The sequence below is a fragment of the Paraburkholderia phytofirmans OLGA172 genome (genome assembly GCF_001634365.1).
Classification (GTDB): Bacteria; Pseudomonadota; Gammaproteobacteria; order Burkholderiales; family Burkholderiaceae; genus Paraburkholderia.
In genome coordinates, this window is the sequence record NZ_CP014579.1 from 390716 (window position 1) to 415792 (window position 25077).

At 61.7% G+C, this 25077-nt stretch carries 24 protein-coding genes; 21 read left to right on the plus strand and 3 right to left on the minus strand.

What is annotated here, in order from left to right; genetic code table 11:
* Positions 1 to 102: 102 nt before the first annotated feature.
* Both AYM40_RS22080 and AYM40_RS22085 read right to left on the minus strand, forming a co-directional pair.
* Positions 103 to 1116 carry an HpcH/HpaI aldolase/citrate lyase family protein gene (locus tag AYM40_RS22080; RefSeq protein WP_063500622.1) on the minus strand — a complete coding sequence of 338 codons (1014 nt, stop codon included), beginning with the start codon at positions 1114 to 1116 and terminating at the stop codon, positions 103 to 105.
* A gap of 229 nt (positions 1117 to 1345) precedes the next feature.
* Positions 1346 to 2329: a malate dehydrogenase gene (locus AYM40_RS22085; protein ID WP_063498404.1), complete on the minus strand. Its 984-nt coding sequence runs from the start codon at positions 2327 to 2329 to the stop codon at positions 1346 to 1348.
* Between the two features lie 515 nt (positions 2330 to 2844).
* Between AYM40_RS22085 and AYM40_RS22090 the strand changes: the two genes are divergently transcribed.
* The 7 genes from AYM40_RS22090 to gltA all read left to right on the plus strand — a co-directional run bounded on the left by AYM40_RS22090 (position 2845) and on the right by gltA (position 8820).
* Positions 2845 to 3645 (plus strand): GntR family transcriptional regulator, encoded by an 801-nt coding sequence (locus AYM40_RS22090; protein ID WP_063500623.1) that lies wholly within the window; start codon positions 2845 to 2847, stop codon positions 3643 to 3645.
* Positions 3646 to 3768: 123 nt separating this feature from the next.
* Positions 3769 to 4185 carry a succinate dehydrogenase, cytochrome b556 subunit gene (sdhC, locus tag AYM40_RS22095; protein ID WP_063498405.1) on the plus strand — a complete coding sequence of 139 codons (417 nt, stop codon included), beginning with the start codon at positions 3769 to 3771 and terminating at the stop codon, positions 4183 to 4185.
* Between the two features lie 3 nt (positions 4186 to 4188).
* Positions 4189 to 4557: a succinate dehydrogenase, hydrophobic membrane anchor protein gene (sdhD, locus tag AYM40_RS22100; protein WP_063498406.1), complete on the plus strand. Its 369-nt coding sequence runs from the start codon at positions 4189 to 4191 to the stop codon at positions 4555 to 4557.
* 4 nt (positions 4558 to 4561) lie between these two features.
* Positions 4562 to 6337 (plus strand): succinate dehydrogenase flavoprotein subunit, encoded by a 1776-nt coding sequence (gene sdhA / locus AYM40_RS22105; RefSeq protein ID WP_063498407.1) that lies wholly within the window; start codon positions 4562 to 4564, stop codon positions 6335 to 6337.
* Positions 6338 to 6361: 24 nt separating this feature from the next.
* Complete coding sequence (locus AYM40_RS22110) at positions 6362 to 7066, plus strand: succinate dehydrogenase iron-sulfur subunit (RefSeq protein WP_054034792.1); 705 nt, start codon at positions 6362 to 6364, stop codon at positions 7064 to 7066.
* Between the two features lie 84 nt (positions 7067 to 7150).
* Positions 7151 to 7426 carry a succinate dehydrogenase assembly factor 2 gene (locus AYM40_RS22115; protein ID WP_063498408.1) on the plus strand — a complete coding sequence of 92 codons (276 nt, stop codon included), beginning with the start codon at positions 7151 to 7153 and terminating at the stop codon, positions 7424 to 7426.
* Positions 7427 to 7518: 92 nt separating this feature from the next.
* Positions 7519 to 8820: a citrate synthase gene (gene gltA / locus AYM40_RS22120; RefSeq protein ID WP_063498409.1), complete on the plus strand. Its 1302-nt coding sequence runs from the start codon at positions 7519 to 7521 to the stop codon at positions 8818 to 8820.
* 407 nt (positions 8821 to 9227) lie between these two features.
* Here gltA and AYM40_RS22125 read toward each other — a convergent pair whose 3' ends face one another.
* Positions 9228 to 9422 (minus strand): hypothetical protein, encoded by a 195-nt coding sequence (locus tag AYM40_RS22125; protein ID WP_063498410.1) that lies wholly within the window; start codon positions 9420 to 9422, stop codon positions 9228 to 9230.
* Between the two features lie 179 nt (positions 9423 to 9601).
* On the opposite strand from AYM40_RS22125, the gene leuC reads away from it, so the two are divergent.
* From leuC to AYM40_RS22195, 14 genes are all read left to right on the plus strand, one after another.
* Entirely contained in the window at positions 9602 to 11011 is a 1410-nt protein-coding gene (gene leuC / locus AYM40_RS22130) for a 3-isopropylmalate dehydratase large subunit (protein WP_063498411.1), read from the plus strand.
* Between the two features lie 6 nt (positions 11012 to 11017).
* Positions 11018 to 11176, plus strand: a complete 159-nt coding sequence (locus tag AYM40_RS22135) for an entericidin A/B family lipoprotein (RefSeq protein ID WP_028196115.1) — start codon at positions 11018 to 11020, stop codon at positions 11174 to 11176.
* A gap of 86 nt (positions 11177 to 11262) precedes the next feature.
* A complete protein-coding gene (leuD, locus tag AYM40_RS22140) occupies positions 11263 to 11916 on the plus strand; it encodes a 3-isopropylmalate dehydratase small subunit (protein WP_063498412.1) in 654 nt (217 codons plus the stop codon).
* A 78-nt stretch (positions 11917 to 11994) separates the two neighbouring features.
* The gene (gene leuB / locus AYM40_RS22145; RefSeq protein WP_063498413.1) at positions 11995 to 13062 is read left to right on the plus strand and encodes a 3-isopropylmalate dehydrogenase; all 1068 of its coding nucleotides are present in this window, start codon (positions 11995 to 11997) and stop codon (positions 13060 to 13062) included.
* Between the two features lie 383 nt (positions 13063 to 13445).
* Complete coding sequence (gene asd, locus AYM40_RS22150) at positions 13446 to 14567, plus strand: aspartate-semialdehyde dehydrogenase (protein ID WP_027805102.1); 1122 nt, start codon at positions 13446 to 13448, stop codon at positions 14565 to 14567.
* Positions 14568 to 14706: 139 nt separating this feature from the next.
* The gene (locus tag AYM40_RS22155) at positions 14707 to 17157 is read left to right on the plus strand and encodes a FimV/HubP family polar landmark protein (RefSeq protein WP_063498414.1); all 2451 of its coding nucleotides are present in this window, start codon (positions 14707 to 14709) and stop codon (positions 17155 to 17157) included.
* Complete coding sequence (truA, locus tag AYM40_RS22160; RefSeq protein ID WP_063498415.1) at positions 17154 to 17966, plus strand: tRNA pseudouridine(38-40) synthase TruA; 813 nt, start codon at positions 17154 to 17156, stop codon at positions 17964 to 17966. Before AYM40_RS22155 ends, truA begins: the two co-directional genes overlap by 4 nt.
* Complete coding sequence (locus tag AYM40_RS22165; RefSeq protein ID WP_063498416.1) at positions 17963 to 18676, plus strand: phosphoribosylanthranilate isomerase; 714 nt, start codon at positions 17963 to 17965, stop codon at positions 18674 to 18676. Before truA ends, AYM40_RS22165 begins: the two co-directional genes overlap by 4 nt.
* A gap of 60 nt (positions 18677 to 18736) precedes the next feature.
* On the plus strand, positions 18737 to 19930 hold the full coding sequence (gene trpB, locus AYM40_RS22170) for a tryptophan synthase subunit beta (protein WP_063498417.1): 1194 nt from the start codon (positions 18737 to 18739) through the stop codon (positions 19928 to 19930).
* A gap of 11 nt (positions 19931 to 19941) precedes the next feature.
* A complete protein-coding gene (locus AYM40_RS22175) occupies positions 19942 to 20859 on the plus strand; it encodes a DNA-methyltransferase (protein ID WP_063498418.1) in 918 nt (305 codons plus the stop codon).
* 33 nt (positions 20860 to 20892) lie between these two features.
* Entirely contained in the window at positions 20893 to 21705 is an 813-nt protein-coding gene (gene trpA / locus AYM40_RS22180) for a tryptophan synthase subunit alpha (protein ID WP_063498419.1), read from the plus strand.
* A gap of 80 nt (positions 21706 to 21785) precedes the next feature.
* A complete protein-coding gene (gene accD, locus AYM40_RS22185) occupies positions 21786 to 22658 on the plus strand; it encodes an acetyl-CoA carboxylase, carboxyltransferase subunit beta (RefSeq protein ID WP_063498420.1) in 873 nt (290 codons plus the stop codon).
* Between the two features lie 149 nt (positions 22659 to 22807).
* The gene (gene folC, locus AYM40_RS22190; RefSeq protein ID WP_063498421.1) at positions 22808 to 24118 is read left to right on the plus strand and encodes a bifunctional tetrahydrofolate synthase/dihydrofolate synthase; all 1311 of its coding nucleotides are present in this window, start codon (positions 22808 to 22810) and stop codon (positions 24116 to 24118) included.
* Between the two features lie 29 nt (positions 24119 to 24147).
* A complete protein-coding gene (locus AYM40_RS22195) occupies positions 24148 to 25071 on the plus strand; it encodes an SPOR domain-containing protein (protein WP_063498422.1) in 924 nt (307 codons plus the stop codon).
* Positions 25072 to 25077: the final 6 nt, after the last annotated feature.

The following is a 25077-nucleotide window of genomic DNA, read 5'->3' on the forward strand; positions in this document are numbered from 1 at the left end:
TTCCCCGCTGCGCGAGACGCTGCTGTGATTCGCTTGCACGGCTCCACGCGAGGGTGCCGTTCAGCGCCGCCACGCCGGCGGCTGCGTTGACCATCATGCTCATCATGCAGCTTGCCCGTTAGTGCCCACTTTCGTGAAGAGCGGCGCGGCGTCTTGCGGGACGGCGCGGCCAGTGGATTGAGCGCGACGCAGCACCGACCAGTAATAGCGATAGCTCGCCCGGTCGTGCAGCGTGTCGTGATGGCGCGTCGGTCCCCATTGCGCGGACTGCGCGGCCAGCAGAATTTCGGTAGCGGTGACGATTTCTTCGTCGCGCGGTGCAAACGCGGCCACGATCGCCTCGATCTGCGCCGGGTGGATGCTCCACATGCGCGTGTAGCCGAACTCGTTGCGGGCGCGGGCGGCGTCGTTCGCGACCACACTCATGTCGCGCACTTCCGTGCTGACGTTATGCGACGGCACCTTGCCATACGCATGGCAGGCCGCCGAAATCTCAAGCTTCGCGCGCCGGACGAGCGGGTGATCGAACTGACCGGGCGAGCGCATGGCGGTATCGGGAATCGCGCCATCGTGTGCGGAAACGAAGTCCATCAGGCCGAAGCTCAGCGCCTCGACGCCGGGGAGCGCCGCCAGATCGAACACGCGCGTCAGCGCGCCATGCGTTTCGACCAGCAATTGCACCGGCACCGGCTGCGCAATGCCGAGCTCGCAACGCGTCGCTTCGATGAACGCGACCATTTCGGCAGCATCGGCGACGTTGCGGATCTTCGGGAGGGTGATGTAAGCAGGCGCTCGCTTTGCAGCGCGCAGAATGAGGCGGACGTCGTCACGCCAGTGCGCGTGATCGAAGTCGTGAATCCGCACGCCGACGCGGCCGAAGCGGTCATGCTCGCTGCCAAGCAGCGACGCGACCAGCTCCGCATGTTCGGCTTCGCGACCGACCTGTGCGCCGTCTTCACAATCAAGTGTGATGTCGAACACCGGGCCAAGTTGCTGCTGCAATGCGAGTGATTTCAGCATCAGCTTCTCGCTGCCGGCGTAGTGATCGCAGGCAGGCAGCACAGCGGGCGGCACTTCGCCGTCAAACAGCACTTCGGCGGGTGTGAGGGCGCGCATCTTCGGCGTCAAGGGCGTGGGTGGTCGTTAGGGAAATCTGATGCGGATCCGCTCTGTTCGGCCATGGTCAGGCAGCCGCGCAAAGCGCGTTCGAATCAGATGCGGATACTGGCACGACAAATTGCAGAGTGAACTGCAAAATGGAGCGACGTACCTGCATTCGCACGTAAAAAACCGGAACCCGCTGCGATAAAGCTACGGAGTTCCGGTTCGTCTGCATCAAAGGCGCTTAGCCGAGCAGGTGTTGAACGCCGTCGCGTTCTTCCAGCAGCTCGTTCAGCGTGCCGTCCATCTTTTCGCGCGAGAACGCGTCGATTGCCAGACCTTCAACACGCTTGTACTCGCCGTTTTCGCACGTAACCGGCACACCGTAGATGATGTCTTCCGGAATACCATACGAACCGTCCGACGGGATACCCATGGTGACCCACTTGCCGTTCGTGCCGAGCACCCAGTCACGCACGTGGTCGATCGCCGCGTTCGCTGCCGACGCTGCCGACGACAGGCCGCGTGCCTCGATGATCGCCGCACCGCGCTTGCCGACGGTCGGGATGAACGTGTTGCGGTTCCACTCTTCGTCGTTGATCAGCTTGGTCAGGTCCTGACCTTCTGCTGTTGCAACGCGGAAATCCGGGTACATGGTCGGCGAGTGGTTGCCCCACACAGCCAGTTTTTCGATCGAAGCGACCGGCTTGCCCGACTTGGCCGCCAGTTGCGACAGCGCGCGGTTGTGGTCGAGGCGCAGCATGGCGGTGAAGTTCTTCTTCGGCAGATCCGGCGCCGACTTCATCGCGATGTATGCGTTGGTGTTGGCCGGGTTGCCGACCACCAGCACCTTCACGTCGCGGCTGGCGACTTCGTTCAGCGCCTTGCCCTGAACCGTGAAGATTTCGGCGTTTGCCGACAGCAAATCCTTACGCTCCATGCCTTTCGAACGCGGACGTGCGCCGACCAGCAGGGCAACGTCTGCATCCTTGAATGCAACCTTCGGGTCGTCAGTGATCACGACACCCGACAGCAGCGGGAATGCGCAATCATCCAGTTCCATCACGACGCCTTTGACGGCGCCTTGCGCTTGCGGCAGGTCGAGCAGTTGCAGGATAACCGGCTGATCCTTACCGAGCAGGTCGCCATTGGCGATGCGGAACAGTAGGGAGTAAGCGATTTGACCTGCGGCGCCGGTGACGGCAACGCGCTTTGCGGGCTTAGCCATTGAGAAATCTCCAGGACGATGCGTTAGACGCTAGGGAAAACGCCATTCTATATGCGCCTTCAACGAAGCGTTGTGAAACACGGCGGAATTCACTGTTCGCGTACAGCCTCGGAATGTGCCGAGGCTGTACGGCGCGCTACGGCAAGACCGCCATGCCGGAAACCTGTACTGCTCTGCTTGAGAGAGCGGGGAGCGAGGCATGTTGGCGCCGGGTAGCCGCTGCACGGCGCGGGCTCCTGCAAACAGCGCGTTTCGGCAAGCGTCTGGCCAACGAATGGCGGCGAATCGAAACCTGGACTGCGTGGGAACAGCATGGTGCAGAGTGGCTGCCGGTGCGCTGCGGCGCTGCATTGCGTAGTGCAAAACAGTCGCCGGAAAACCCGCAAACCCTTGCTCGACAAGGAGTGTAGGAGCCGTTAGGCGCAAAGTCAACATTATCTTATGTCTTATATAAGACATATCTATTGCGGGGGAAACCCTAGACGCGGGCGGGCCCTTTATGATGAAATATGTGGATGACTTCGAACCAGGCGAACACCGCGAATCCGACCGGCCAGGTGGCCGCGGGCGAAGGTGTATCCGCTGCCATGCCCGCCACGTCGCCCACTTTCAGTCCTTTGTATCAGCAGATCAAGGGCTTGATTACGCAGAGCCTCGAAACCGGCGAGTGGAAACCTGGCGAGATCATTCCTAGTGAAGTCGAATTGGCGGCAAGATACAAGGTCAGTCAGGGAACAGTGCGCAAAGCGATCGACGAGCTTGCCGCCGACAATCTGCTGGTGCGCCGCCAGGGCAAGGGTACTTTTGTTGCAACGCACAACGAAGACCGCGCCCAATTTCGCTTCCTCAGATTGCTGGCCGATGACGGCGCGGAGCACCCGCACGTCAGCCGCCTGCTTGAATGCCGGCGCTTGCGCGCTTCGGCTGACATCGCCCGGCAACTCGATCTGAAGCCTGCCGATCCGGTGGTGCTGATCAAGCGCTTGCTGCAGTTCGACGGCGAAGTCACCGTACTCGACGAAATCTGGCTGCCCGGCGCGGTGTTCCGCGGACTCACGCTCGAGCGGCTGTCGGAGTATAAAGGTCCCCTCTACGCGATGTTCGAGACTGAATTCGGCACCCGCATGATTCGCGCAACGGAGAAGATCCGCGCGGTCGCGGCTGAGCCTTCAGTGGCTGACCTGTTGCATGTGCCGGCGGGTTTTCCACTTCTCTCGGTGGAGCGCGTCTCCTATACATATGGAGACCGGCCGGTTGAGGTGCGCCGTGGTTGGTATGTCACAACCGGGTATTACTATCAGAACGATTTGAGCTGAGTCGGATGAAGAAGGCGCCTTTATCGCGCACGCTGTAAAGGACCTGTGGTGGTTTTCGCTGCAGCGCGATATAAAAAGGCGCTAAAATTGCGGATTAGTGTGACTACATAGTAGGGGTCTAGCATGGCTGAAACCGTAAAAAAACCGAGGCCGGAATTCCGGAACATCGGTATCGGGCAGATTTTGACGGCATACCGTCTTCCGCTAGCGGGGCGAGTGTCGATCTTGCACCGCTTGAGCGGTGGTCTGCTTTTTGTTTTTCTTCCGTTCCTGCTGTACCTCTTTGATCAGAGCCTGACTTCCGAACTGAGTTTCGAAGTCTTCAAAGGTTTCCTTTCCAACATCATCGTCAAGCTCATCACGCTCGTTCTCGCGTGGGCCTTTCTGTTTCACTTCTGCGCCGGCATCCGCCACCTGGTGATGGACACCAACCACAGCGCGGTCACCAAGGAAAAGGGCAAGCAAACGTCGATCGTCGTTCTGGTCGTCTCGTCGCTTCTGACGATTGCTTTTGCGCTCAAACTCTTCGGAGCATTCTAAAAAATGGCAGCTAACAACCGAATCGGTCCGAAGCGTCTCGTCGTCGGCGCGCACTACGGTCTGCGCGACTGGCTCGCCCAGCGCATTACCGCCTGCATCATGGCGGTCTACACGGTGATCCTGCTCGCGTGGTTCTTCGGCGCGCGCGATTTCTCATATGACGGCTGGGCGTCGATCTTTGCGACGCAATGGATGAAGCTCGCCACGTTTGTCACGCTGCTGTCGCTGTTCTATCACGCGTGGGTGGGTATCCGCGACATCTGGATGGACTATGTGAAGCCCGTTGGCATGCGTCTGTTTCTTCAAGCGCTGACGATCGTCTGGCTGCTCGCCTGTGCGGGCTACGCTGCGCAGATTCTCTGGAGAGTGTAAAAGAATGGCTGCAATCAAAAATTCTCTGCCGCGTCGCAAGTTTGACGTGGTTATCGTCGGCGCAGGCGGCTCGGGGATGCGCGCTTCGCTGCAACTCGCGCGTGCCGGTCTGTCGGTTTGCGTGCTGTCCAAGGTGTTCCCGACGCGTTCGCACACGGTGGCTGCCCAAGGCGGCATCGGCGCATCGCTCGGCAACATGAGCGAAGACAACTGGCACTATCACTTCTACGACACGATCAAGGGTTCCGACTGGCTCGGCGACCAGGACGCGATCGAGTTCATGTGCCGTGAAGCACCGAATGCCGTGTACGAGCTCGAACACTTCGGCATGCCGTTCGACCGCAACGCTGACGGCACGATTTACCAACGCCCGTTCGGCGGCCACACCGCCAACTATGGCGAAAAGCCGGTGCAACGCGCTTGCGCGGCGGCTGACCGTACCGGTCACGCGCTGCTGCACACGCTGTATCAGCAAAACGTGGCTGCCAAGACGCAGTTCTTCGTCGAATGGATGGCGCTGGACCTGATCCGCGACGCCGACGGCGACGTGCTCGGCGTGACCGCGCTGGAAATGGAAACCGGCGACGTTTATATCCTCGAAGGCAAGACCACGCTGTTCGCTACGGGCGGCGCGGGCCGGATCTTCGCGGCATCCACGAACGCGTTCATCAACACCGGTGACGGCCTCGGCATGGCTGCGCGCTCGGGCATCGCGCTGCAAGACATGGAATTCTGGCAATTCCATCCCACCGGCGTGGCCGGCGCGGGCGTGCTGATTACCGAAGGCGTGCGCGGCGAAGGCGGCATTTTGCGTAACTCGAACGGCGAGCGTTTCATGGAACGCTACGCGCCGACGCTGAAAGACCTGGCGCCGCGCGACTTCGTCTCGCGTTCGATGGACCAGGAAATCAAGGAAGGCCGTGGTGTGGGTCCGAACAAGGATCACGTGCTGCTCGACCTGTCGCACATCGGCGCCGAGACGATCATGAAGCGTCTGCCGTCGATCCGCGAAATCGCCATGAAGTTCGCGAACGTCGACTGTATTAAAGAGCCGATTCCGGTTGTGCCGACCATCCACTATCAGATGGGTGGTATCCCGACGAACATCAACGGCCAGGTTGTTGGCACGTCGCGGGATCACAAAGAAGTCGTCAACGGTTTCTACGCAGTGGGCGAATGCTCGTGCGTGTCGGTGCACGGCGCAAACCGTCTCGGCACGAACTCGCTGCTCGACCTGGTAGTGTTCGGCCGTGCGGCCGGCAACCACATCGTCAAGCACGTGAAGGACATCAAGGAGCACAAGCCGCTGCCGGCCGACGCGGGCGATTTCTCGCTGGCTCGTCTGAACAAGCTGGACAAATCCACGTCGGGCGAATACTCGCAAACCGTTGCGGCCGACATCCGTTCCACGATGCAGGCGCACGCCGGCGTGTTCCGCACGTCGAAGCTGCTGGCCGAAGGCGTCGAGCGGATTCGCGAAGTAGCTGCACGTGTGGACAACATCTACCTGAAAGACAAGTCGAAGGTGTTCAACACGGCACGTATTGAAGCGTTGGAAGTGGAGAACCTGATCGAAGTGGCACGCGCCACGATGGTTTCCGCCGAAGCGCGCAAGGAAAGCCGCGGCGCGCACGCGCAAGACGACTTCGAACATCGCGACGACGAAAACTGGCTGCGCCATACGCTGTGGTTTAGCGAAGGCGATCGCCTCGACTACAAGCCGGTTCAGATGCAACCGCTGACGGTCGAATCGGTACCGCCGAAAGCGCGTACCTTCTAAGGCACAAGTCAAAGGAATTCAGAAATGGCTAAGCGTACATTTGAAATTTACCGCTACGATCCGGATAAGGACGCGGCGCCGCGCATGCAAACGTACGAGATCGAAATCGACTCGCACGAACGGATGCTGCTCGACGCGCTGCTCAAGCTGAAGGCGATGGACGAAACCTTGTCGTTCCGCCGTTCGTGCCGCGAAGGCGTGTGCGGTTCGGACGCAATGAACATCAATGGCAAGAATGGTCTGGCCTGCTTGCAGAACATGAACGACCTGCCGCAAAAGATCGTGCTGCGTCCGTTGCCGGGCCTGCCCGTCGTGCGCGACCTGATCTGCGACTTCACGCAGTTCTTCAATCAGTATCACTCGATCAAGCCGTACCTGATCAACGATACGCCGCCGCCGGAAAAGGAACGTCTGCAGTCGCCGGAAGAACGCGACGAACTCGACGGCCTGTACGAATGTATCCTGTGTGCTAGCTGCTCCACGTCGTGCCCGAGCTTCTGGTGGAATCCGGACAAGTTCGTCGGCCCGGCTGGCCTGTTGCAAGCCTATCGTTTCATCGCGGACAGCCGTGATGAAGCGACGGGTGAGCGCCTTGACAACCTGGAAGATCCGTACCGTCTGTTCCGTTGCCATACCATCATGAATTGCGTCGACGTCTGCCCGAAGGGCCTGAACCCGACCAAGGCGATTGGCAAGATCAAGGAATTGATGGTTCGCCGCGCTGTTTGATATGAACCACCCCGCGCTCCCTATCGTTCGCTGCCCCCAAGGGGGGCGGTCAGTGCGCTTGGGAGCGGCCCGGCGCGTACTGACATGAACAACGAAACATCGCATCAGTCCGACCCTCTCCGCCGCGCGCGCCTTCGCTGGCGCGCGCGGCGGGGCCTGCTGGAAAACGATCTGATCTTTGAACGTTTTTTCGGCCGATATGAGCATGACCTCAGCGATGCCGATGTAGGCGCTCTCACGCGCCTGCTCGAGCTTAGCGATAACGACCTGATGGACTTGCTGCTCGCGCGCAAGGAACCGGAAGGCGACCTTGCCGACCCGGATGTGATCCGGGTGCTGGCGCTGTTGCGCAACGCTTGAGCGCCGCGAACTTTTTGGGCGCCGCTTGTCCGTTGTTCCCAGGCGTGCAAATTATCGAAACCCTGTTTCCATACTTCGATTGAGGATGTGCTATGACCCCGTCAGATGTTAAAGCCACGCTATCGTTCAGCGACAATTCGCCGAGCGTTGAAATGCCGATTTATAAGGGCACTCTCGGCCCGGACGTGATCGACATCCGCAAACTGTACGGCCAGACCGGCAAGTTCACGTACGACCCGGGCTTTATGTCGACGGCGGCGTGCAATTCGGCGATCACGTACATCGACGGTGACAAGGGCGAGCTGCTGTATCGCGGCTACCCGATCGACAACCTCGCGCAAAACGCCGACTTCCTCGAAACCTGCTATCTGCTGCTGAAGGGCGAACTGCCGAACGCGCAGCAGAAAGACGAGTTCGTGAACACCGTCACGAAGCACACGATGGTGCATGAGCAAATGCACTTCTTCTTCCGTGGCTTCCGTCGCGACGCGCACCCGATGGCGATTCTGGTCGCTGCAGTCGGCGCGCTGTCGGCGTTCTACCACGACTCGCTCGACATCAACAATCCGCGTCACCGTGAAGTGTCGGCCATTCGCATGATCGCGAAGCTGCCTACGCTCGTCGCGATGGCGTACAAGTACAGCATCGGTCAGCCGTTTGCGTACCCGAAGAACGACCTGTCGTACAGCGCGAACTTCATGCACATGATGTTCTCGAACCCGTGCGAAGAGTACAAGGTCAACGACGTGCTGGTGCGCGCGCTCGACCGTATCCTGATCCTGCACGCTGACCACGAACAGAATGCGTCGACGTCGACGGTTCGTCTGGCGGGTTCGTCGGGCGCTAACCCGTTCGCGTGTATCGCGGCCGGTATCGCTTGCCTGTGGGGCCCGGCGCACGGTGGTGCGAACGAAGCCGCACTGAACATGCTGGAAGAAATCGGCTCGGTCGACAACATTCCTGAGTTCATCAAGCAGGTGAAGGACAAGAACTCGGGCGTGAAGCTGATGGGCTTTGGTCACCGCGTCTACAAGAACTACGATCCGCGTGCGAAGCTGATGCGCGAAACCTGCCACGAAGTGCTGGAAGAGCTGGGCCTGCACGACGACCCGCTGTTCAAGCTGGCCATGGCACTGGAAAAGATCGCGCTGGAAGACGAATACTTCGTGTCGCGCAAGCTGTACCCGAACGTCGACTTCTACTCGGGCATCGTGCAGCGCGCGCTGGGCATCCCGACGTCGATGTTCACGTGTATCTTCGCGATGGCACGTACGGTCGGCTGGATTGCACAGTGGAACGAAATGATCGCCGATCCGGAACAGAAGATTGGCCGTCCGCGTCAGCTGTTCGTCGGCGATACGCCGCGTGAAGCGAAGCCGATTGCGCAACGTTGATCGGGTTCGAGTCTGTGTGGTTCGTAGTGTGATGATTGCTGCGAGCCAATGCGGAATCAGCTGATAAGAAACGCCCCAACGGGTTCACTGTTGGGGCGTTTTGTCTTGCGGCGTTAGATCTCGAGCGCCAGGCGTTGAGGACGAAGCCCGCAAGCTGCGAACTAAGTGTTGTCTTGTGTCTCGTGGAAATATGCCCAGCTGAGCGCCCGGTCTTGCATTCCTGCTGGCAGTGACGCCATGAACTCGCGCGCGCGCGTGAGAACGTCTGACTCGAGGAGTTGAGTAATCGTTGGTGTGCGTGCGACCGTTGCGCAATAACGCATTGAACCAAGGCCGTTGAAGTTGACCGTGGCCGAAGATTTTTTTACGCTGAGGTGCTGCCAGTCGCACTGGCGAAAATTTGTCGTTCAGGCGCAGTTCGACGTTTTTTTTGTATTCCAACAAGTTTTTTGTTCGAAATCCCTCTTTCTCGCAAATTTTTTTACCAGCTCGCGGTTGCTCTCGGAGAAGGCCAAACACACCGCGAATACAAAGGCTTGGCGAAGTTGAATCGCTTGTTCGCGGGTGCCAACGGTCAGAAATTCCCGGGCGAAGAGTCGCATTTCAAGCTTCGCATTGCTCCATCTATTCTTGCCGGGTAACTCCCATACAGGTATCGTCACTACCACCCAACTCCCTGTTTTTTATCGGTTTTCTCCGTGATTGAAGGGCCCTGGGCGGGGTTCTGCGTGGCATAATCGACCGACACAGTCAGCCCGCAGTCATTACTACCCCGCATACCATGGCACAGACTCTCTACGACAAATTGTGGAACACACACGTGGTCCATACGGAAGAAGACGGCACGACGATTCTCTATATCGACCGTCACCTGCTGCACGAAGTCACCAGCCCTCAAGCGTTCGAAGGCCTGAAACTGGCTGAGCGTCCGGTGTGGCGTATCAGCGCGAATCTGGCGGTGTCGGATCACAACGTCCCTACCACGGATCGCAGCCACGGCATTGCCGATCCAGTCTCCAAGCTGCAAGTCGACACGCTCGACTCGAACTGCGACGCCTACGGCATCACGCAGTTCAAGATGAACGACCTGCGCCAGGGCATCGTGCACATCATCGGGCCGGAACAGGGCGCTACGCTGCCGGGCATGACCATCGTCTGCGGCGACTCGCACACGTCCACGCACGGCGCGTTCGGCGCGCTGGCGCACGGCATCGGCACGTCGGAAGTCGAACACGTGCTGGCTACGCAAACGCTCTTGCAGAAGAAGAGCGAGAACATGCTGGTGAAGGTCGAAGGTCCGTTGCCGCGTGGTTGTACCGCGAAAGACATCGTGCTCGCGATCATCGGCAAGATCGGCACGGCGGGCGGCACCGGCTACGCGATCGAATTCGGCGGTTCGACGATTCGCGCGCTGTCCATGGAAGGCCGCATGACGGTTTGCAACATGGCGATCGAAGCAGGCGCGCGCGCCGGCATGGTCGCCGTGGACGACACCACGATCGAATATTTGAAAGGCCGTCCCTTCTCGCCGTCAGGCGTCGAGTGGGATCACGCGGTCGAGTACTGGAAGCAGTTCAAGTCGGACGAAGGCGCGCAATTCGACCGCGTGGTCGAGTTGAACGCCGCGGAAATCGTGCCGCAAGTCACGTGGGGCACGTCGCCGGAAATGGTCACGGCCGTAGACGGCCGCGTGCCGGATCCGGAACGCGAAAAAGACCCGGTCAAGCGCGATGCAATGGAACGCGCGCTGAAGTACATGGCGCTCGAACCGAATGCACCGATCGAATCCATCAAGCCGGATAAAATATTCATCGGGTCGTGCACCAACGCGCGCATTGAAGACATTCGCGCTGCGGCATACGTCGTGAAGAAGCTCGGCCGCCGCGTCGCACCGAACATCCGTCTGGCCATGGTCGTGCCGGGTTCGGGTCTGGTGAAGGCGCAAGCGGAACGCGAAGGCCTCGACAAGGTCTTTACCGATGCCGGTTTCGAATGGCGTGAGCCCGGTTGCTCGATGTGTCTCGCCATGAACGCCGACCGGTTGGATCCGGGCGAGCGTTGCGCGTCCACGTCGAATCGTAATTTCGAAGGTCGTCAGGGCGCCGGTGGCCGTACCCACCTCGTGAGCCCCGCGATGGCTGCCGCCGCGGCTATCGAAGGGCATTTCGTCGATATTCGCAAGCTTGGATAAATACGCATGATGAAGAACATGAATCGCACCACTCTATTGCGCCGCTTCGCACTCGGGACCCTGGCCGGGCTGTTGCTCGGTCTGGCCGGCTGCAATACGGTGCACGGATTCGGCGAGGACATGTCGCACCTCGGCAATTCGATCAGCAATCACGCTGACAAATGAGCGGTTTTTGATTTTTGCCGGCGATGCGGCGAGCGGCTTTCCGGCCGCCACGCGCATCGCCCGGTCTTGAAACAGGCGCAAGCGTCATGGATAAATTCATCGTACACACCGGCGTCGTGGCGCCGCTCGATCGCGAGAACGTCGACACGGACGCGATTATTCCGAAGCAATTTCTGAAGTCGATCAAGCGCACGGGCTTCGGTCCGAACGCGTTCGACGAATGGCGTTACCTCGACCACGGCGAGCCGGGCCAGGACAACTCGAAGCGTCCGCTGAATCCGGATTTCGTGCTGAATCAGCCGCGCTATCAGGGCGCGTCGGTGCTGCTGGCGCGCAAGAACTTCGGTTGCGGCAGCTCGCGTGAGCATGCACCGTGGGCGCTGCAGCAATATGGCTTCCGCGCGATCATTGCGTCGAGCTTCGCCGATATCTTCTACAACAACTGCTTCAAGAACGGCCTGCTGCCGATCGTGCTGACCGAACAGCAAGTCGATCACCTGTTCAACGAAACCTACGCGTTCAACGGCTTCAAGCTGACCATCGACCTTGAGGCGCAAGTCGTGCGCACGTCGGACGGCGGCGCTGAGTATCCGTTTGAAGTCGCGGGCTTCCGCAAGTACTGCCTGCTGAATGGCTTCGACGATATCGGCCTCACCCTGCGTCACGCTGACAAGATTCGCCAGTTCGAAGCCGAGCGGATCGCGAAGCAGCCGTGGTTGAATCACCGCATCGTCGGGTAAGGGCTTACAGGCCCACGAGCCCGGTGGCTCGTTGATTCACGCTCAAAAGTCTCGAAGAAAATCATCAAGGAAATTCGCATGAAGATCGCAGTCTTGCCGGGCGATGGCATCGGTCCCGAAATCGTCAAGGAAGCCGTCAAGGTACTGAACGTACTCGGCGAAAAGTTCGAACTCGAACAAGCGCCGGTTGGCGGCGCGGGCTACGAAGCAAAGGGCCATCCGCTGCCCGATTCGACGCTGGCGCTGGCGAAAGAAGCCGATGCGATCCTGTTCGGTGCTGTTGGCGACTGGAAGTACGACTCGCTCGAACGCGCACTGCGCCCGGAGCAGGCCATTCTCGGTCTGCGCAAGCACCTGCAATTGTTCGCGAACTTCCGCCCGGCAATCTGCTATCCGCAACTGACGGGCGCTTCGTCGTTGAAGGAAGAAATCGTTTCGGGTCTCGACATCCTGATCGTGCGCGAACTGAACGGCGACATCTACTTCGGCGCGCCGCGCGGCGTGCGTTCGTCGCCGGATGGGCTGTTCGAAGGCGCGAAGGAAGGCTTCGACACGATGCGTTATTCGGAACCCGAAGTGCGCCGTATTGCGCATGTCGCGTTTCAGGCTGCGCAAAAGCGCCAGAAGAAGCTGACGAGCGTGGACAAGGCCAATGTGCTCGAAACGTCGCAGTTCTGGCGCGACGTGATGATCGACGTCTCGAAGGAATACGCGGACGTCGAGCTGTCGCACATGTACGTGGACAACGCGGCGATGCAGCTGGTGAAGGCGCCGAAGTCGTTCGACGTGATCGTGACCGGCAACATGTTCGGCGACATTCTCTCCGACGAAGCCGCCATGCTGACGGGTTCGATCGGCATGCTGCCGTCGGCCTCGCTCGACAAGAACAACAAGGGTTTGTACGAGCCGTCGCACGGTTCGGCGCCGGATATCGCCGGCAAGGGCGTGGCGAATCCGCTGGCCACGATCCTGTCGGCCGCGATGATGCTGCGCTATTCGCTGAACAAGGCGGAACAGGCGGACCGCATTGAAAGCGCGGTAAAGAAGGTGCTGGAACAAGGCTTGCGCACGGGCGACATTCTGACGCCGGGTTGCAAGCAGGTCGGTACCGTGGCGATGGGCGACGCAGTGGTCGCCGCGCTGTAAGGCGCTTGGAAGTCGGGAGTCGTACAGGTGGCAGTTAGGTCGCCAAGCAGTCGTCAAAGCGGCCTTTAAAACGCGAATTGGCCTTCAAACAGGCCGATTCGCGCGTAATACGGGCGACAAGCGGCGGATCTTGGCGTCGCCGGATTCCGGTTTTCGTGTATATTGTAGCGATGGTGCACACAGCTCAAATCTCCTCGATTTCGAAACTGCACGGCAAAACGGCCCGTGTGGTTGAGCTCGCCATTACCACCAAAACGCTCGTTAAAGCGATTACCCCGAAAACGATCACGAAACGCTGATCGTCCGTCGTGCCCGCCCATCTTCCCCGCGCGGTCACTGCGGGCAAAGATGCGGGGAAGTCTCCACTCGAAGGGTATGAAGTCATGAACGTAGGTCTCGTAGGTTGGCGCGGTATGGTCGGCAGCGTCCTGATGCAACGCATGCAGCAGGAAGGTGATTTCGACTTGATCGAACCGGTGTTTTTCAGCACCAGCAACGCGGGCGGTAACGCGCCGTCGTTCGCCAAAAACGAGACCAAGCTCAAAGATGCGACAAGCATCGAAGACCTGAAGAAGTGCGAAGCGATCATCTCCTGCCAAGGCGGCGATTACACGAACGAAGTGTTCCCGAAGCTGCGCGCAGCGGGCTGGAACGGCTACTGGATCGACGCGGCTTCGTCGCTGCGTATGAAAGACGACGCGGTCATCATTCTCGATCCGGTCAACCTCGACGTGATCAAGAATGCGCTGGTCAAGGGCCAGAAGAATTTCATCGGCGGCAACTGCACGGTCAGCCTGATGCTGATGGCGCTGGGCGGCCTGTTCCGCGAAAACCTCGTCGACTGGATGACGGCCATGACGTATCAGGCCGCTTCGGGCGCGGGCGCGCAAAACATGCGCGAACTGCTGCAGCAAATGGGCACGCTGTACGGCGCGGCCAAGGAAGACCTGGCTGATCCGTCGTCGGCGATTCTCGACATCGACCGTCGCGTGCTGAGCGCGATGAACAGCGACCGTATGCCGACCGATAACTTCGGCGTGCCGCTCGCCGGCTCGCTGATTCCGTGGATCGACAAGGATCTCGGCAACGGCATGTCGAAAGAAGAGTGGAAGGGCGGCGCGGAAACCAACAAGATCCTCGGCAAGCCGGCCATGGGCACGCCGGGTTCGATCCCGGTAGATGGCCTCTGCGTGCGGATCGGCGCAATGCGCTGCCACTCGCAGGCGCTGACCATCAAGCTGAACAAGGACGTGCCGCTGGACGAAGTGAACAGCATCCTCGCGTCGGGCAACGACTGGGTCAAGGTCGTGCCGAATGAGCGCGAAGCGTCGATGCGCGATCTGTCCCCGGCAGTGGTGACGGGCACGTTGACCGTGCCGGTCGGCCGTGTGCGCAAACTGGCGATGGGCGGCGAATATCTGTCGGCCTTCACGGTCGGCGATCAGCTGCTGTGGGGCGCGGCAGAACCGCTGCGTCGCATGCTTCGCATTGTGCTCGACAAGTAAAGTAAACTACGCGCTCACGACGCGTAGAAAACTCAAGAAGCGTCGCGCTTGTGCGGCGCTTTTTTCATTGTGTGCTCCGAATATCTTGTCTCTTTCCAACCGCAAAAAAGGGCTGCGCGCTGATGCGCCAGGAGTCCCGATGAACCTTCGACTCTCTTCCCTTCGGGCTATGTCTATGCATCAAGGTACGAGCCGGCTGACGGCCGCGGCCGCTTTGGCGCTCGCGCTGTCCGGCGTCGGCGTGGGTAGTGCAGTGGCAGCGCCGGGCGACGCCGCGAGCGCGCCGGAGGGTGCCTCCGTTTCGCACGCCGCCGGCAGTCAATATACGGTGAAGTCCGGGCAATCGTTGAACGACGTGGCGATTGCCGTCACGCAATCGCACGACCGGGGGACGCTCGCACGCGCTTCGCGCGCGCTGTTCGATGCGAATCCGAATGCCTTCATGAATCATGACCCGAGCCGGATGCGTGTAGGCGCGCTGTTGACGGTCCCGGCGCTCGATGCGTCGGGCGCTCTGGCGGCCTCGGCGCCGGGTGCGGGGTCTGCGTCTGCCGCGCTATCGGCCGCTACGGCTGCGCCTGCTGCCACGCCGAGCGCGGCGGCGGCCGGTGCGGCTGTCGGTGCCGCAAGCGGTGCGGCGCAGGTGAATGCCGCTGCAGCGAGCGCGGCAAGTGCCGCGGCTCGCGCTGCAGCGCCGGCCACGTCTGCGGTTTCAGGGGCGGCCAGCTCAACGGCTGAAGCAAGCTCGGCGACGCCAGGTAGCTTGACAGCGGCAGGCGCGATCCCGGCGGCGCCCGTAGCGGGCTCACCGGCCGCAGGCGCGTTGCCGGGCAGTGGCGCGCATGTCTGGTCAGGCGCGATCCAGCCCTCGGCCCGCGAGACTGCCGAAGGCGCGTCGGCGGTCGCCACAGCACAGCCGGCATCGCAACCGCGCGCGCAGGTGTCCAGCTTGCAGCAATTGCTTGCGCTGAAAAACCGCGTGCTGATGGAGTTGCAGAAACATGGCATCGGCGGTTCGCCGGCCGCGACTGTCAAGCCTTCGACGAACGGTGTGCAGCCGGCCGCCGGCGTTTCGTCTGCGGTGGCCGTTTCCGGTCATGGCGGCGCTGCGATTTCCACGTCGAACGACGCCGGCATCTCGCAGACGAATTTGAGCGTGGCGGCGGCGATCGGCGCGGCATTGGTCGTGCTGCTGGCGGCTTTGCGTATGCGCCGGAGGAAGCGCGCCGCTGTTGCCGCGGCTGAAGGTTCGTTGGCGGCGGACGCAGCCGCGGCTGCCGGTGGCGCGGCTGGGCCGCAGGACATCCCTTTCACAGGCGAAGAGATTCCGGCGCGCGAAGCGCCGGCCGTGAGCGACGAAGTGGCCGCGCCGCACAGGGCGGCACTGGCGGAGCGCGAAACCGCGGAGCGCGCAGCAGCCGAAGGCGCTGCATCAGCGCGCGCTGTGTCAGAAAACGCAGCAGCGCCGCAAGTTGCTGCCGAGCGTGTGCAAGCAGAACCTTCAACGGTAGACGAAGCAGCGCCGGAGTCCGCGGCTGCGGAACCCGCCGCCGAACGCACTGTGGAACAACGCGAAGCCGCCGAGCATCCGCCGCACACGGCCCTGCCCGTACTCGACCTCGACGCGCCCCAACACGCCTCGCACGAAGGTCACGCGCCGGCATCTTTCGAACCTGCGCAACCGATCGCGGACACCCTAACGGCTACCCAACCCGAGTTCGCGTCGGAACCTCTTCCCGCCGCTCATCACGAAAACTTCGACGGAGCCACCACGGCGGCGAGCCTTGCAGCCGCCGCGGAACTCGGGGCCGACGCGTTGCCGCTGACGTCGCTTGAACCGGTCGATGAGACCCTCCAGCAAGAGGTGCCGCCGCACCGTCTGCAATGGGACGACGAACCGGAGCCGATCGCGGCTGCCGAACCGCCGGCGCAGCAAGACACAACCCACGTTGAACCGGCGCATCAGCCGTCCGATGAGCTGCAGCCACAACCGGAATCACATCAGCAAGCCGACACCGCTATGCCAGATGCCGCATCGGAATTCGAGCTGCCCCCGGTCGCGCCAACTCAGCCCGCGCTGTCCGTTCCGACCGAGTTCCCGCGCGACGCCGTCGATGCATTCAGCAGTCTCAACATGCCCTTGCCGCCGCGCATTGAATCGACCGACGCAGACGCGGCCGTGAGCGCACCCGCGTCGTTGTCGACACAGCCGGTCGCGTCCGCGGAAACCGCCGCGCAGCAAGCCGTGGCGTCGCACGATCCGGATGACGCTGCGCACATCGCCGATGAAATTTCCGCCGGCACCGCGGGCCATGCAGCCGTCGCGGGCCTGGGCGCGGCCGGCTTCGGCGCGCTGAAGCTCGATTTCGACCTCGAGCTGCCGCCGAGCCCGGCTCAGCCGTTGCCCGCTTTCACGCAGGCCGATCTGACCCGCATCGCCCGCAACAAGCTCGATCTGGCCGCCGAATACATCGACCTCGGCGATCTGTCCGGCGCGCGCATGCTCATCAACGAAGTGATCGAAGCGAACGATCCGGCCACGCGGACCGAGGCCCGCGCGCTGCTCTCGACGCTCGCACCGTTGTCGTGAAGCGGATTGCGCTAGGCGTCCAGTACGACGGGTCGGCATTCTGCGGCTGGCAGTCGCAGCCGCACGGCAAGACCGTGCAGGACGAACTCGAACGGGCGTTGCGCGAGTTCGCGCAAACGCCCGTGCAAACCGTTGTGGCGGGCCGCACGGATACGGGCGTGCACGGCCTCGGCCAAGTCGTGCACTTCGACACGGAACTCGATCGCACAGATTTTTCGTGGATTCGCGGCACCAACGCCTTCCTGCCGAAGACGATCGCCGTGCAGTGGGCCAAGCCGATGCCCGACGAATTCCACGCGCGGTTTTCTGCGTTCGAGCGGACTTATTACTATGTGTTGTATGTCCATCCGTTCCGCTCGCCGATGCAGGCTACGCGGGCCGGCTGGGTGCACACGCAGCTCGACGTCGACGCCATGCGGGCCGCCACCGTCCACCTGATCGGCGAGTACGATTTTTCGGCGTTCCGTTCGTCGCAATGCCAGGCGAAAACACCGGTCAAGCATCTGTATCAGATCGACATACTGCAACAGGGCGACTTCGTTCATTTCCGCTTTCGGGCGAACGCGTTCCTGCACCATATGGTGCGCAACCTGATGGGATGTCTCGTTGACATCGGCCGGGGGCGCCATCCGGCCGAATGGATGGCCGAGGTTCTCGCCAGCCGCGATCGCGACTGTGCCGCGCCGACTTTCATGCCTGATGGCCTGTACCTGGCGCAGGTGGGCTATCCTGATCAATTCGCCGTGCCCGCGCCGCAAACAGGCGCCGTGCCGTGGAGTACCGTATGGACCGAGCAAGCGCAAACATGAAATCAACCGAAAACCTGGCTGTCGAAGTTCACGCAGACGCATCGCGGCACGCCGCGCCGCATCGCACGCGTATCAAGCTGTGCGGCCTGTCGAAGCCGGAAGACGTGAGGCAGGCGATCGATCTCGGCGCCGACGCGATCGGCCTCGTGTTCTATCCGCCGAGCCCGCGCTCGGTGAGCGTCGCGCAGGCCGTCGAGCTGGTCCATGACGTGCCGCCGTTCGTGTCGGTAGTCGGCTTGTTCGTGAACGCAACGCCGGACTGGATTCGCGAAGTCGCCAGCAATGTCGGGCTCACGCTGCTGCAGTTCCACGGCGACGAAACCGCGGAGCAGTGCGAATCCCTCGCCGGTGTTGCGGGTTTGCCTTGGTTGCGCGCCTTGCGAGTCGCGGCGGATACTCAACCGGCAGATTTGGTAAAATCAGCGCTTAACTATTCAGCAGCCAGCGCCCTTCTGTTCGACACCCATGTCGAAGGCTATGGCGGCGGCGGGAAGGTTTTCGATTGGTCACTTATTCCAGCAGAGCTCGCGCGTCGGGCCGTTTTGAGTGGTGGGTTGAACGCGCAAAACGTCAGTGATGCGATCCATCGCGTGCGCCCGTACGCGGTCGATGTCTCGAGCGGCATCGAAGTGCCGGGCGCCAGGGGCGTGAAAGATCACGCCCGGATGGCGGCGTTCGTACGCGCAGTGCGCGCAGCCGACGCTGAATGATTCAGGCGGCACGGTTTTCTCATATGAAAACCGTGCGCCACACTGAGAAGAGTGATCACCATGTATAACTTGCCAGACGAAAAAGGCCATTTCGGCCAGTATGGCGGCGTATTCGTCGCTGAAACGCTGGTTCACGCACTCGACGAGCTGCGTGCCGCGTACGAGAAATATCAGAAAGATCCGGAATTCGTCGCCGAATACGAGCGCGAACTGAAGCATTTCGTGGGTCGTCCGTCCCCGATTTATCACGCACAGCGGTGGAGCGAAATGCTCGGCGGCGCGCAGGTTTTCCTCAAGCGTGAAGACCTGAATCACACCGGCGCTCACAAGATCAACAACGTGATCGGCCAGGCGCTGCTCGCGAAGCGCATGGGCAAGCCGCGCGTGATCGCGGAAACCGGCGCGGGCCAGCACGGCGTGGCGACCGCGACCATCGCGGCGCGCTTCGGCATGGAATGCGTGGTCTACATGGGCGAGGAAGACGTGCGCCGCCAGGCTGCCAACGTGTACCGGATGAAGCTGCTCGGCGCGACCGTCGTGCCCGTGGCGTCCGGCTCGCGCACGCTGAAGGACGCGCTCAATGAAGCAATGCGCGACTGGGTGACCAACGTCGAAAACACTTTCTACATCATCGGCACGGTGGCCGGACCGCATCCGTATCCGATGATGGTGCGCGATTTCCAGCGCGTGATTGGCGACGAGTGCAAGGTGCAGATGCCTGAAATGGTCGGTCGCCAGCCGGATGCCGTGATTGCGTGCGTTGGCGGCGGTTCAAATGCAATGGGTATCTTTTATCCGTACATTGAAGACACTTCGGTGCAACTGATCGGCGTTGAGCCGGCCGGCGACGGGATCGAAACCGGCCGGCATGCAGCCTCGCTTATCGCCGGCACTCCGGGTGTGCTGCACGGTAACCGCACATATCTCCTGCAAGACGAGAACGGTCAGATCATCGAGACGCATTCGATCTCGGCCGGTCTGGACTATCCGGGTGTCGGCCCCGAGCACGCGTGGCTAAAAGACAGCAATCGCGCGCAATATGTCAGCATCACCGACGAAGAGGCGCTCAAGGCGTTCCACGATTGCTGTCGCATCGAAGGCATTATTCCGGCGCTGGAATCCAGCCACGCGCTGGCCTATGCCGCGAAACTCGCGCCGACGCTGCCTAAGGACAAGGTCCTTCTGGTCAATCTGTCGGGCCGCGGCGACAAGGACATGCATACGGTCGCTGAGCGATCGGGTATCCAGTTCTGAGCGCCGCGACGATGCGCGACGAGTTCGACGAGCCGCAACCGGCGCTTGAAACCGCCCCGGTCGCCGAGGTAGCGGCGGCCGAGGCGCCTGCACCCCTGTTACCGCAGGTGCCCGCCAGCATCCGGCTGTTGAACCGCGATTTTTTGTCCGATGTGGCGAACATCCCCGACGGGTCGATCGACCTGATCCTTTGCGATCCGCCCTATGGGCTCGGCAAGGATTATGGCAACGACTCCGACATGCGCTCCGGCGAGGATTTCCTCGCCTGGACCCGTGGCTGGCTCGAACTGGCTATTCCGAAGCTCAAGCCGTCGGGTTCGCTGTATATCTTCTGCACGTGGCAGTACGCGCCGGAAATCTTCAGCTTCCTGAAGACAAAACTCACGATGATCAACGAAATCATCTGGGACCGGCGCGTGCCGAGCATGGGCGGAACGGTTCGCCGTTTCACCTCGGTGCACGACAACATCGGCTTTTTCGCGGTATCGAAAGATTATTTTTTCGATCTCGATCCCGTCCGCATTCCGTACGATGCCGTCACGAAGAAGGCGCGTTCGCGTAAATTGTTCGAAGGCAGTAAGTGGCTGGAGCTTGGCTATAATCCGAAGGACGTCTGGTCGGTGTCGCGGCTGCATCGGCAACACGCCGAGCGTGTCGATCATCCGACCCAGAAGCCTCTGGAAATTGTCGAGCGGATGGTGCTGGCAAGTTGTCCGAAGGGCGGGCGCGTACTCGACCCGTTCATGGGCAGCGGCACCACCGCAGTCGCTTGCGCTCGGCAGCAGCGCGAATTCGTCGGCTATGAGATCAATGAAAGTTACTGCGCGATAGCGCGCGAACGCGTTAGCGCGGCCGCGGCCGCGCCCACCGCCGCTCGCAAAACCCGCAAGAATGCGGCCAAAGCTGTGCGGCAAACCGAGGCGCAATAAGCGCGCAGTAGCTTAAGAATCCGAGAATATTCCATGTCCCGTATCAAGAACACGTTTGCCGCGTTGTCCGCCCAGGGTAAGAAAGGCCTGATTCCGTTCATGACGGCCGGCGACCCGGATCCGGCGCGGACGGTCGAATTCATGCACGCGCTCGCCGCCGGCGGCGCCGATGTGATCGAACTCGGCGTACCGTTTTCCGACCCGATGGCCGACGGCCCGGTGATCCAGCAATCGTCCGAACGCGCGTTGGCGCATGGCGTGTCGCTGCGCCACGTGCTGGCCGACGTGAAGCGCTTCCGCGAAACCGACGACAAGACGCCGGTGGTGCTGATGGGCTACGCCAATCCGATCGAGCGCATGGGCACCGAGGCGTTCGCCAAGGCGGCGAAGGAAGCCGGGGTGGACGGCGTGCTGGTTGTCGACTACCCGCCGGAAGAGTGTGTCAACTTCGCTGAACAGATGCGATCCGCCGGCATCGATCCGATTTTTTTGCTGGCGCCCACCTCCACGGATGAGCGCATCGCTGAAGTCGGCAAAATCGCCAGCGGCTACGTCTATTATGTGTCGCTGAAAGGCGTGACCGGCGCGGCAAATCTGGACGTTTCCAGCATCGCGAGTAAAATCCCGGCCATCAAGTCGCGCGTACCCCTGCCGGTGGGCGTCGGTTTCGGCATCCGTGACGCGCAAACGGCGCGTTTGGTGGCGGAAGTGTCCGATGCCGTCGTGATTGGCAGCCGTATCGTGCAATTGCTCGAGCAAGCGGCCCCCGAAACCGCCGCCGAGACGCTTACGCGCTTCATTGCTGAAGTGCGCGAGGCGCTCGATAGCGCTGCGACTGCCCGATAACAGTTATTTTTGTCGTCTGTAGTGTGAACGGCGGGTTCGTCCCGCCGTTTGCGCAACCGTTGACCCCTGAAGGATTCAATATGAGCTGGCTCGATAAGCTGCTGCCGCCGAAAATCAAACAAACCGACCCGAAGAACCGCAAGGGGATTCCGGAAGGCCTGTGGATCAAGTGCCCGTCGTGCGAAGCCGTGCTGTACCGCAATGACGTCGAGGCCAATCTGCACGTTTGCCCGAAGTGCGACCATCACATGCGCATCGGCGCGCGTGAGCGGCTCGACGGCCTGCTCGATCCGGAAGGCCGCTACGAAATCGGCCAGGAAATCGTCCCGGTCGACGCGCTCAAGTTCAAAGACAGCCGCAAGTACCCGGATCGCCTGAAAGAGGCGATGGACGACACCGACGAAACCGACGCGATGGTCGTGATGGGCGGCGCGATCCACACGCTGCCGGTGGTGGTCGCGTGCTTCGAGTTCTCGTTCATGGGCGGCTCGATGGGTTCGGTGGTCGGCGAACGTTTCGTGCGCGGTGCGCAGAATGCGCTCGAACAGAAAGTGCCGTTTATCTGCTTCACCGCTTCGGGCGGCGCGCGGATGCAGGAAAGCTTGTTGTCGCTGATGCAGATGGCGAAAACCACGGCCATGCTGACCAGGCTCGCCGAAGCCAAGCTGCCGTTCATTTCCGTGCTGACCGATCCGACCATGGGCGGGGTGTCGGCGAGTTTCGCGTTCCTGGGCGACGTGGTGATCGCCGAACCGAAGGCGCTGATCGGGTTCGCCGGTCCGCGCGTGATCGAACAAACCGTGCGTGAAAAGCTGCCGGAAGGCTTCCAGCGCGCCGAGTTTCTGCTGACGAAGGGCGCGGTCGACATGATCGTCGACCGTCGCAAGCTGCGCGAAGAAATCGCGCAATTGATGGCGCTGTTGAGCCATCAGCCGGCTGACGCAGTCGCGTAAGCTTTCGTGTCGATGCCGCGGCGTGCCCGTTCAGGCGCGGTGGTCATCAGAAAAGCAGTCTAAAAAATCGCGCGCCGCGAGAGTCATCAAGCGGCGCGCTGTCATTTCCGGGATAATCACGGTCTCGCAACGCAGCACAGATTCACTCGATGACCACATTCTCCACCCTCGACGCGTGGCTCACGCACCTTGAATCCGCGCATCCCGTCGGCATCGACATGGGTTTGGGCCGTATCACGCAAGTACGCGACGCGATGCAGTTGTCGTTCGCGTGCCCGATCATCACGGTCGGCGGCACGAACGGCAAAGGTTCGACCTGTGCGATCCTCGAATCGATTTTGCTGCGCGCGGGCTTCACGGTCGGTTGCCACACGTCGCCGCATCTGCTGTCGTTCAACGAACGGGCGCGCGTGAACGGCGAAATGGCGAGCGACGCAGACCTGCTGCCGCACTTCGAAGCCGTGGAAGCCGCGCGCCTGAGCCTCGCCGAACCAATCACGCTGACCTACTTCGAATTCACGACGCTGGCGATCATGAGCCTGTTCGCCTCGCGCGGACTGGACGCTGTGATCTTCGAAGTCGGCTTGGGCGGCCGCCTCGACGCGGTCAACATCCTTGACGCGGACTGCGCGATCATCACCAGCATCGATATCGATCACACCGAGTATCTCGGCGACACGCGCGAGAAAATCGGCTTCGAAAAAGCCGGCATTTTCCGTCCGGGCAAGCCGGCGATTTGCGCCGATCCGGTGCCGCCGCAAACCCTGATCGATCACGCCGAAAAGATCGGCGCCGGACTGTGGCTATTCGGCCGCGATTTCCGCTACGAAGGGCAGGCAGGCAGCGAGCGCCAGCAATGGAGCTACGTGGGCCCGACGATGCGCCGCTCTGCGCTCGCCTATCCGGCATTGCGCGGTGCGAATCAGTTGATCAACACCTCGGCGGCGCTTGCCGGTCTTGAAGCGCTGCGCGACCGTTTGCCGGTGTCGGCGCAGGATATCCGGCTCGGCCTCGCCAATGTCGAATTGCCGGGGCGTTTCCAGGTGCTGCCTGGCAAGCCGGCCATCGTGCTCGACGTCGGCCATAACCCGCACGCCGCGGCGGTGTTGACGCAAAACCTCGGCAATATGGGCTTTTTCCCTTACACGTACGCCGTGTTCGGCGCGATGCGCGACAAGGACATTGCCGGCGTACTGGCGCACCTGAAAGGCGAAATCGACCATTGGTGCGTGACCGATCTGCCGACCCCGCGTGCGGCTTCGGCGGAAGAACTCGAAGCGGCTTTGCGCGAGCAAGGCGTAAGCGATAGCAATGACAGCAGCGTGACGCGCTACGGAACACCGGCAGAGGCATTCCAAGACGCGCTAAAACGAGCGTCAGAGAATGATAGAATTGTGGTTTTCGGCAGTTTCTATACGGTAGCAGGCGTAATGGCCTACCGTAAATCGCAGCAACACTGAACGGGCGCCAGGCTCGAACCAAGCGATTCATGGGAATTTTCTCGTTCGGCAAGAAAGACGACGCGCCCACCCGGCGCGGCGCAAACACCAGTTCCACTCGGGCCGCCGGTGGCGAGCGCGTGGAGCGGCGAACCCGCCGCGCGGAGCGCACCGTGGATGCCGATGCAATGCTGCTCGACCCTACGTTGCCTGAAAAGCAGCGTGCGCGGCGCAGACTCGTCGGCGCGATTGCGCTGGTCGTCGCAGCGGTGGTGATCCTGCCCATGGTGCTGGATTCGCATCCGAAGCCCGTGACTGACGACATCTCCATCGACATTCCAAGCCGTCCCGCACCGAAGGTCGCCAAGACCGACGAAGACACGCAGGCCGGCGTGGCACCGGATAACCCGGCGCCTGACGCGGCACTCGCCGCTTCCGGCCTGGCACCGACAACGGCAGCCACGCAAGGCCAGTCCGGCGCAGCTAAACAGCAGAGCGCGGCGACGAGCACACCGTCCGCAGCCAAGCCCGCTGTGAAGCCGCAGGCGCCCACGGTCGCCACTAATGCGGCACCGGCCGCGCCCGCAGCGCAAGCGCCCGCCAAACCGGCCAAGCCGACCAATGCGCCCGCCACGCAAAGCGCGGCGAACATTGCGGCACCGAGCGACGACAGCGCGAATACTCCCGCGGCAAGCGCGGACGCCAATTCCGGCACGCCGGCATCGCCGCCGGGCAGCCGTTTCGCCGTCCAGCTCGGCGCATTTGCGAACGACGCCAACGCGCGTAATTGGGCCGCCAAGTTGAAAGCGGCCGGAGTGCCTGCATATACCGAACATCGGAAGCAGGCAGACGGCTCCACACTCACGCTATTGCGCGCCGGTCCGTTCGCCGACCGTGCAGCGGCAACCGCCGCGATTGCGAAGGTTCGCGAGGCCGGCTTGACGTCGGGCGCGAACAGCGGCGCTGCACAGTAAGCGAGC

Excerpts from the sequence above, each read along its gene's own strand:
- AYM40_RS22080 (WP_063500622.1), bottom strand. The coding sequence starts at position 1,116 with ATGCGCGCCCTCACACCCGCCGAAGTGCTGTTTGACGGCGAAGTGCCG.
- AYM40_RS22085 (WP_063498404.1), bottom strand. The coding sequence starts at position 2,329 with ATGGCTAAGCCCGCAAAGCGCGTTGCCGTCACCGGCGCCGCAGGTCAA.
- AYM40_RS22090 (WP_063500623.1), top strand. The coding sequence starts at position 2,845 with ATGACTTCGAACCAGGCGAACACCGCGAATCCGACCGGCCAGGTGGCC.
- sdhC (WP_063498405.1), top strand. The coding sequence starts at position 3,769 with ATGGCTGAAACCGTAAAAAAACCGAGGCCGGAATTCCGGAACATCGGT.
- sdhD (WP_063498406.1), top strand. The coding sequence starts at position 4,189 with ATGGCAGCTAACAACCGAATCGGTCCGAAGCGTCTCGTCGTCGGCGCG.
- sdhA (WP_063498407.1), top strand. The coding sequence starts at position 4,562 with ATGGCTGCAATCAAAAATTCTCTGCCGCGTCGCAAGTTTGACGTGGTT.
- AYM40_RS22110 (WP_054034792.1), top strand. The coding sequence starts at position 6,362 with ATGGCTAAGCGTACATTTGAAATTTACCGCTACGATCCGGATAAGGAC.
- AYM40_RS22115 (WP_063498408.1), top strand. The coding sequence starts at position 7,151 with ATGAACAACGAAACATCGCATCAGTCCGACCCTCTCCGCCGCGCGCGC.
- gltA (WP_063498409.1), top strand. The coding sequence starts at position 7,519 with ATGACCCCGTCAGATGTTAAAGCCACGCTATCGTTCAGCGACAATTCG.
- AYM40_RS22125 (WP_063498410.1), bottom strand. The coding sequence starts at position 9,422 with ATGCGACTCTTCGCCCGGGAATTTCTGACCGTTGGCACCCGCGAACAA.
- leuC (WP_063498411.1), top strand. The coding sequence starts at position 9,602 with ATGGCACAGACTCTCTACGACAAATTGTGGAACACACACGTGGTCCAT.
- AYM40_RS22135 (WP_028196115.1), top strand. The coding sequence starts at position 11,018 with ATGATGAAGAACATGAATCGCACCACTCTATTGCGCCGCTTCGCACTC.
- leuD (WP_063498412.1), top strand. The coding sequence starts at position 11,263 with ATGGATAAATTCATCGTACACACCGGCGTCGTGGCGCCGCTCGATCGC.
- leuB (WP_063498413.1), top strand. The coding sequence starts at position 11,995 with ATGAAGATCGCAGTCTTGCCGGGCGATGGCATCGGTCCCGAAATCGTC.
- asd (WP_027805102.1), top strand. The coding sequence starts at position 13,446 with ATGAACGTAGGTCTCGTAGGTTGGCGCGGTATGGTCGGCAGCGTCCTG.
- AYM40_RS22155 (WP_063498414.1), top strand. The coding sequence starts at position 14,707 with ATGAACCTTCGACTCTCTTCCCTTCGGGCTATGTCTATGCATCAAGGT.
- AYM40_RS22165 (WP_063498416.1), top strand. The coding sequence starts at position 17,963 with ATGAAATCAACCGAAAACCTGGCTGTCGAAGTTCACGCAGACGCATCG.
- trpB (WP_063498417.1), top strand. The coding sequence starts at position 18,737 with ATGTATAACTTGCCAGACGAAAAAGGCCATTTCGGCCAGTATGGCGGC.
- AYM40_RS22175 (WP_063498418.1), top strand. The coding sequence starts at position 19,942 with ATGCGCGACGAGTTCGACGAGCCGCAACCGGCGCTTGAAACCGCCCCG.
- trpA (WP_063498419.1), top strand. The coding sequence starts at position 20,893 with ATGTCCCGTATCAAGAACACGTTTGCCGCGTTGTCCGCCCAGGGTAAG.
- accD (WP_063498420.1), top strand. The coding sequence starts at position 21,786 with ATGAGCTGGCTCGATAAGCTGCTGCCGCCGAAAATCAAACAAACCGAC.
- folC (WP_063498421.1), top strand. The coding sequence starts at position 22,808 with ATGACCACATTCTCCACCCTCGACGCGTGGCTCACGCACCTTGAATCC.
- AYM40_RS22195 (WP_063498422.1), top strand. The coding sequence starts at position 24,148 with ATGGGAATTTTCTCGTTCGGCAAGAAAGACGACGCGCCCACCCGGCGC.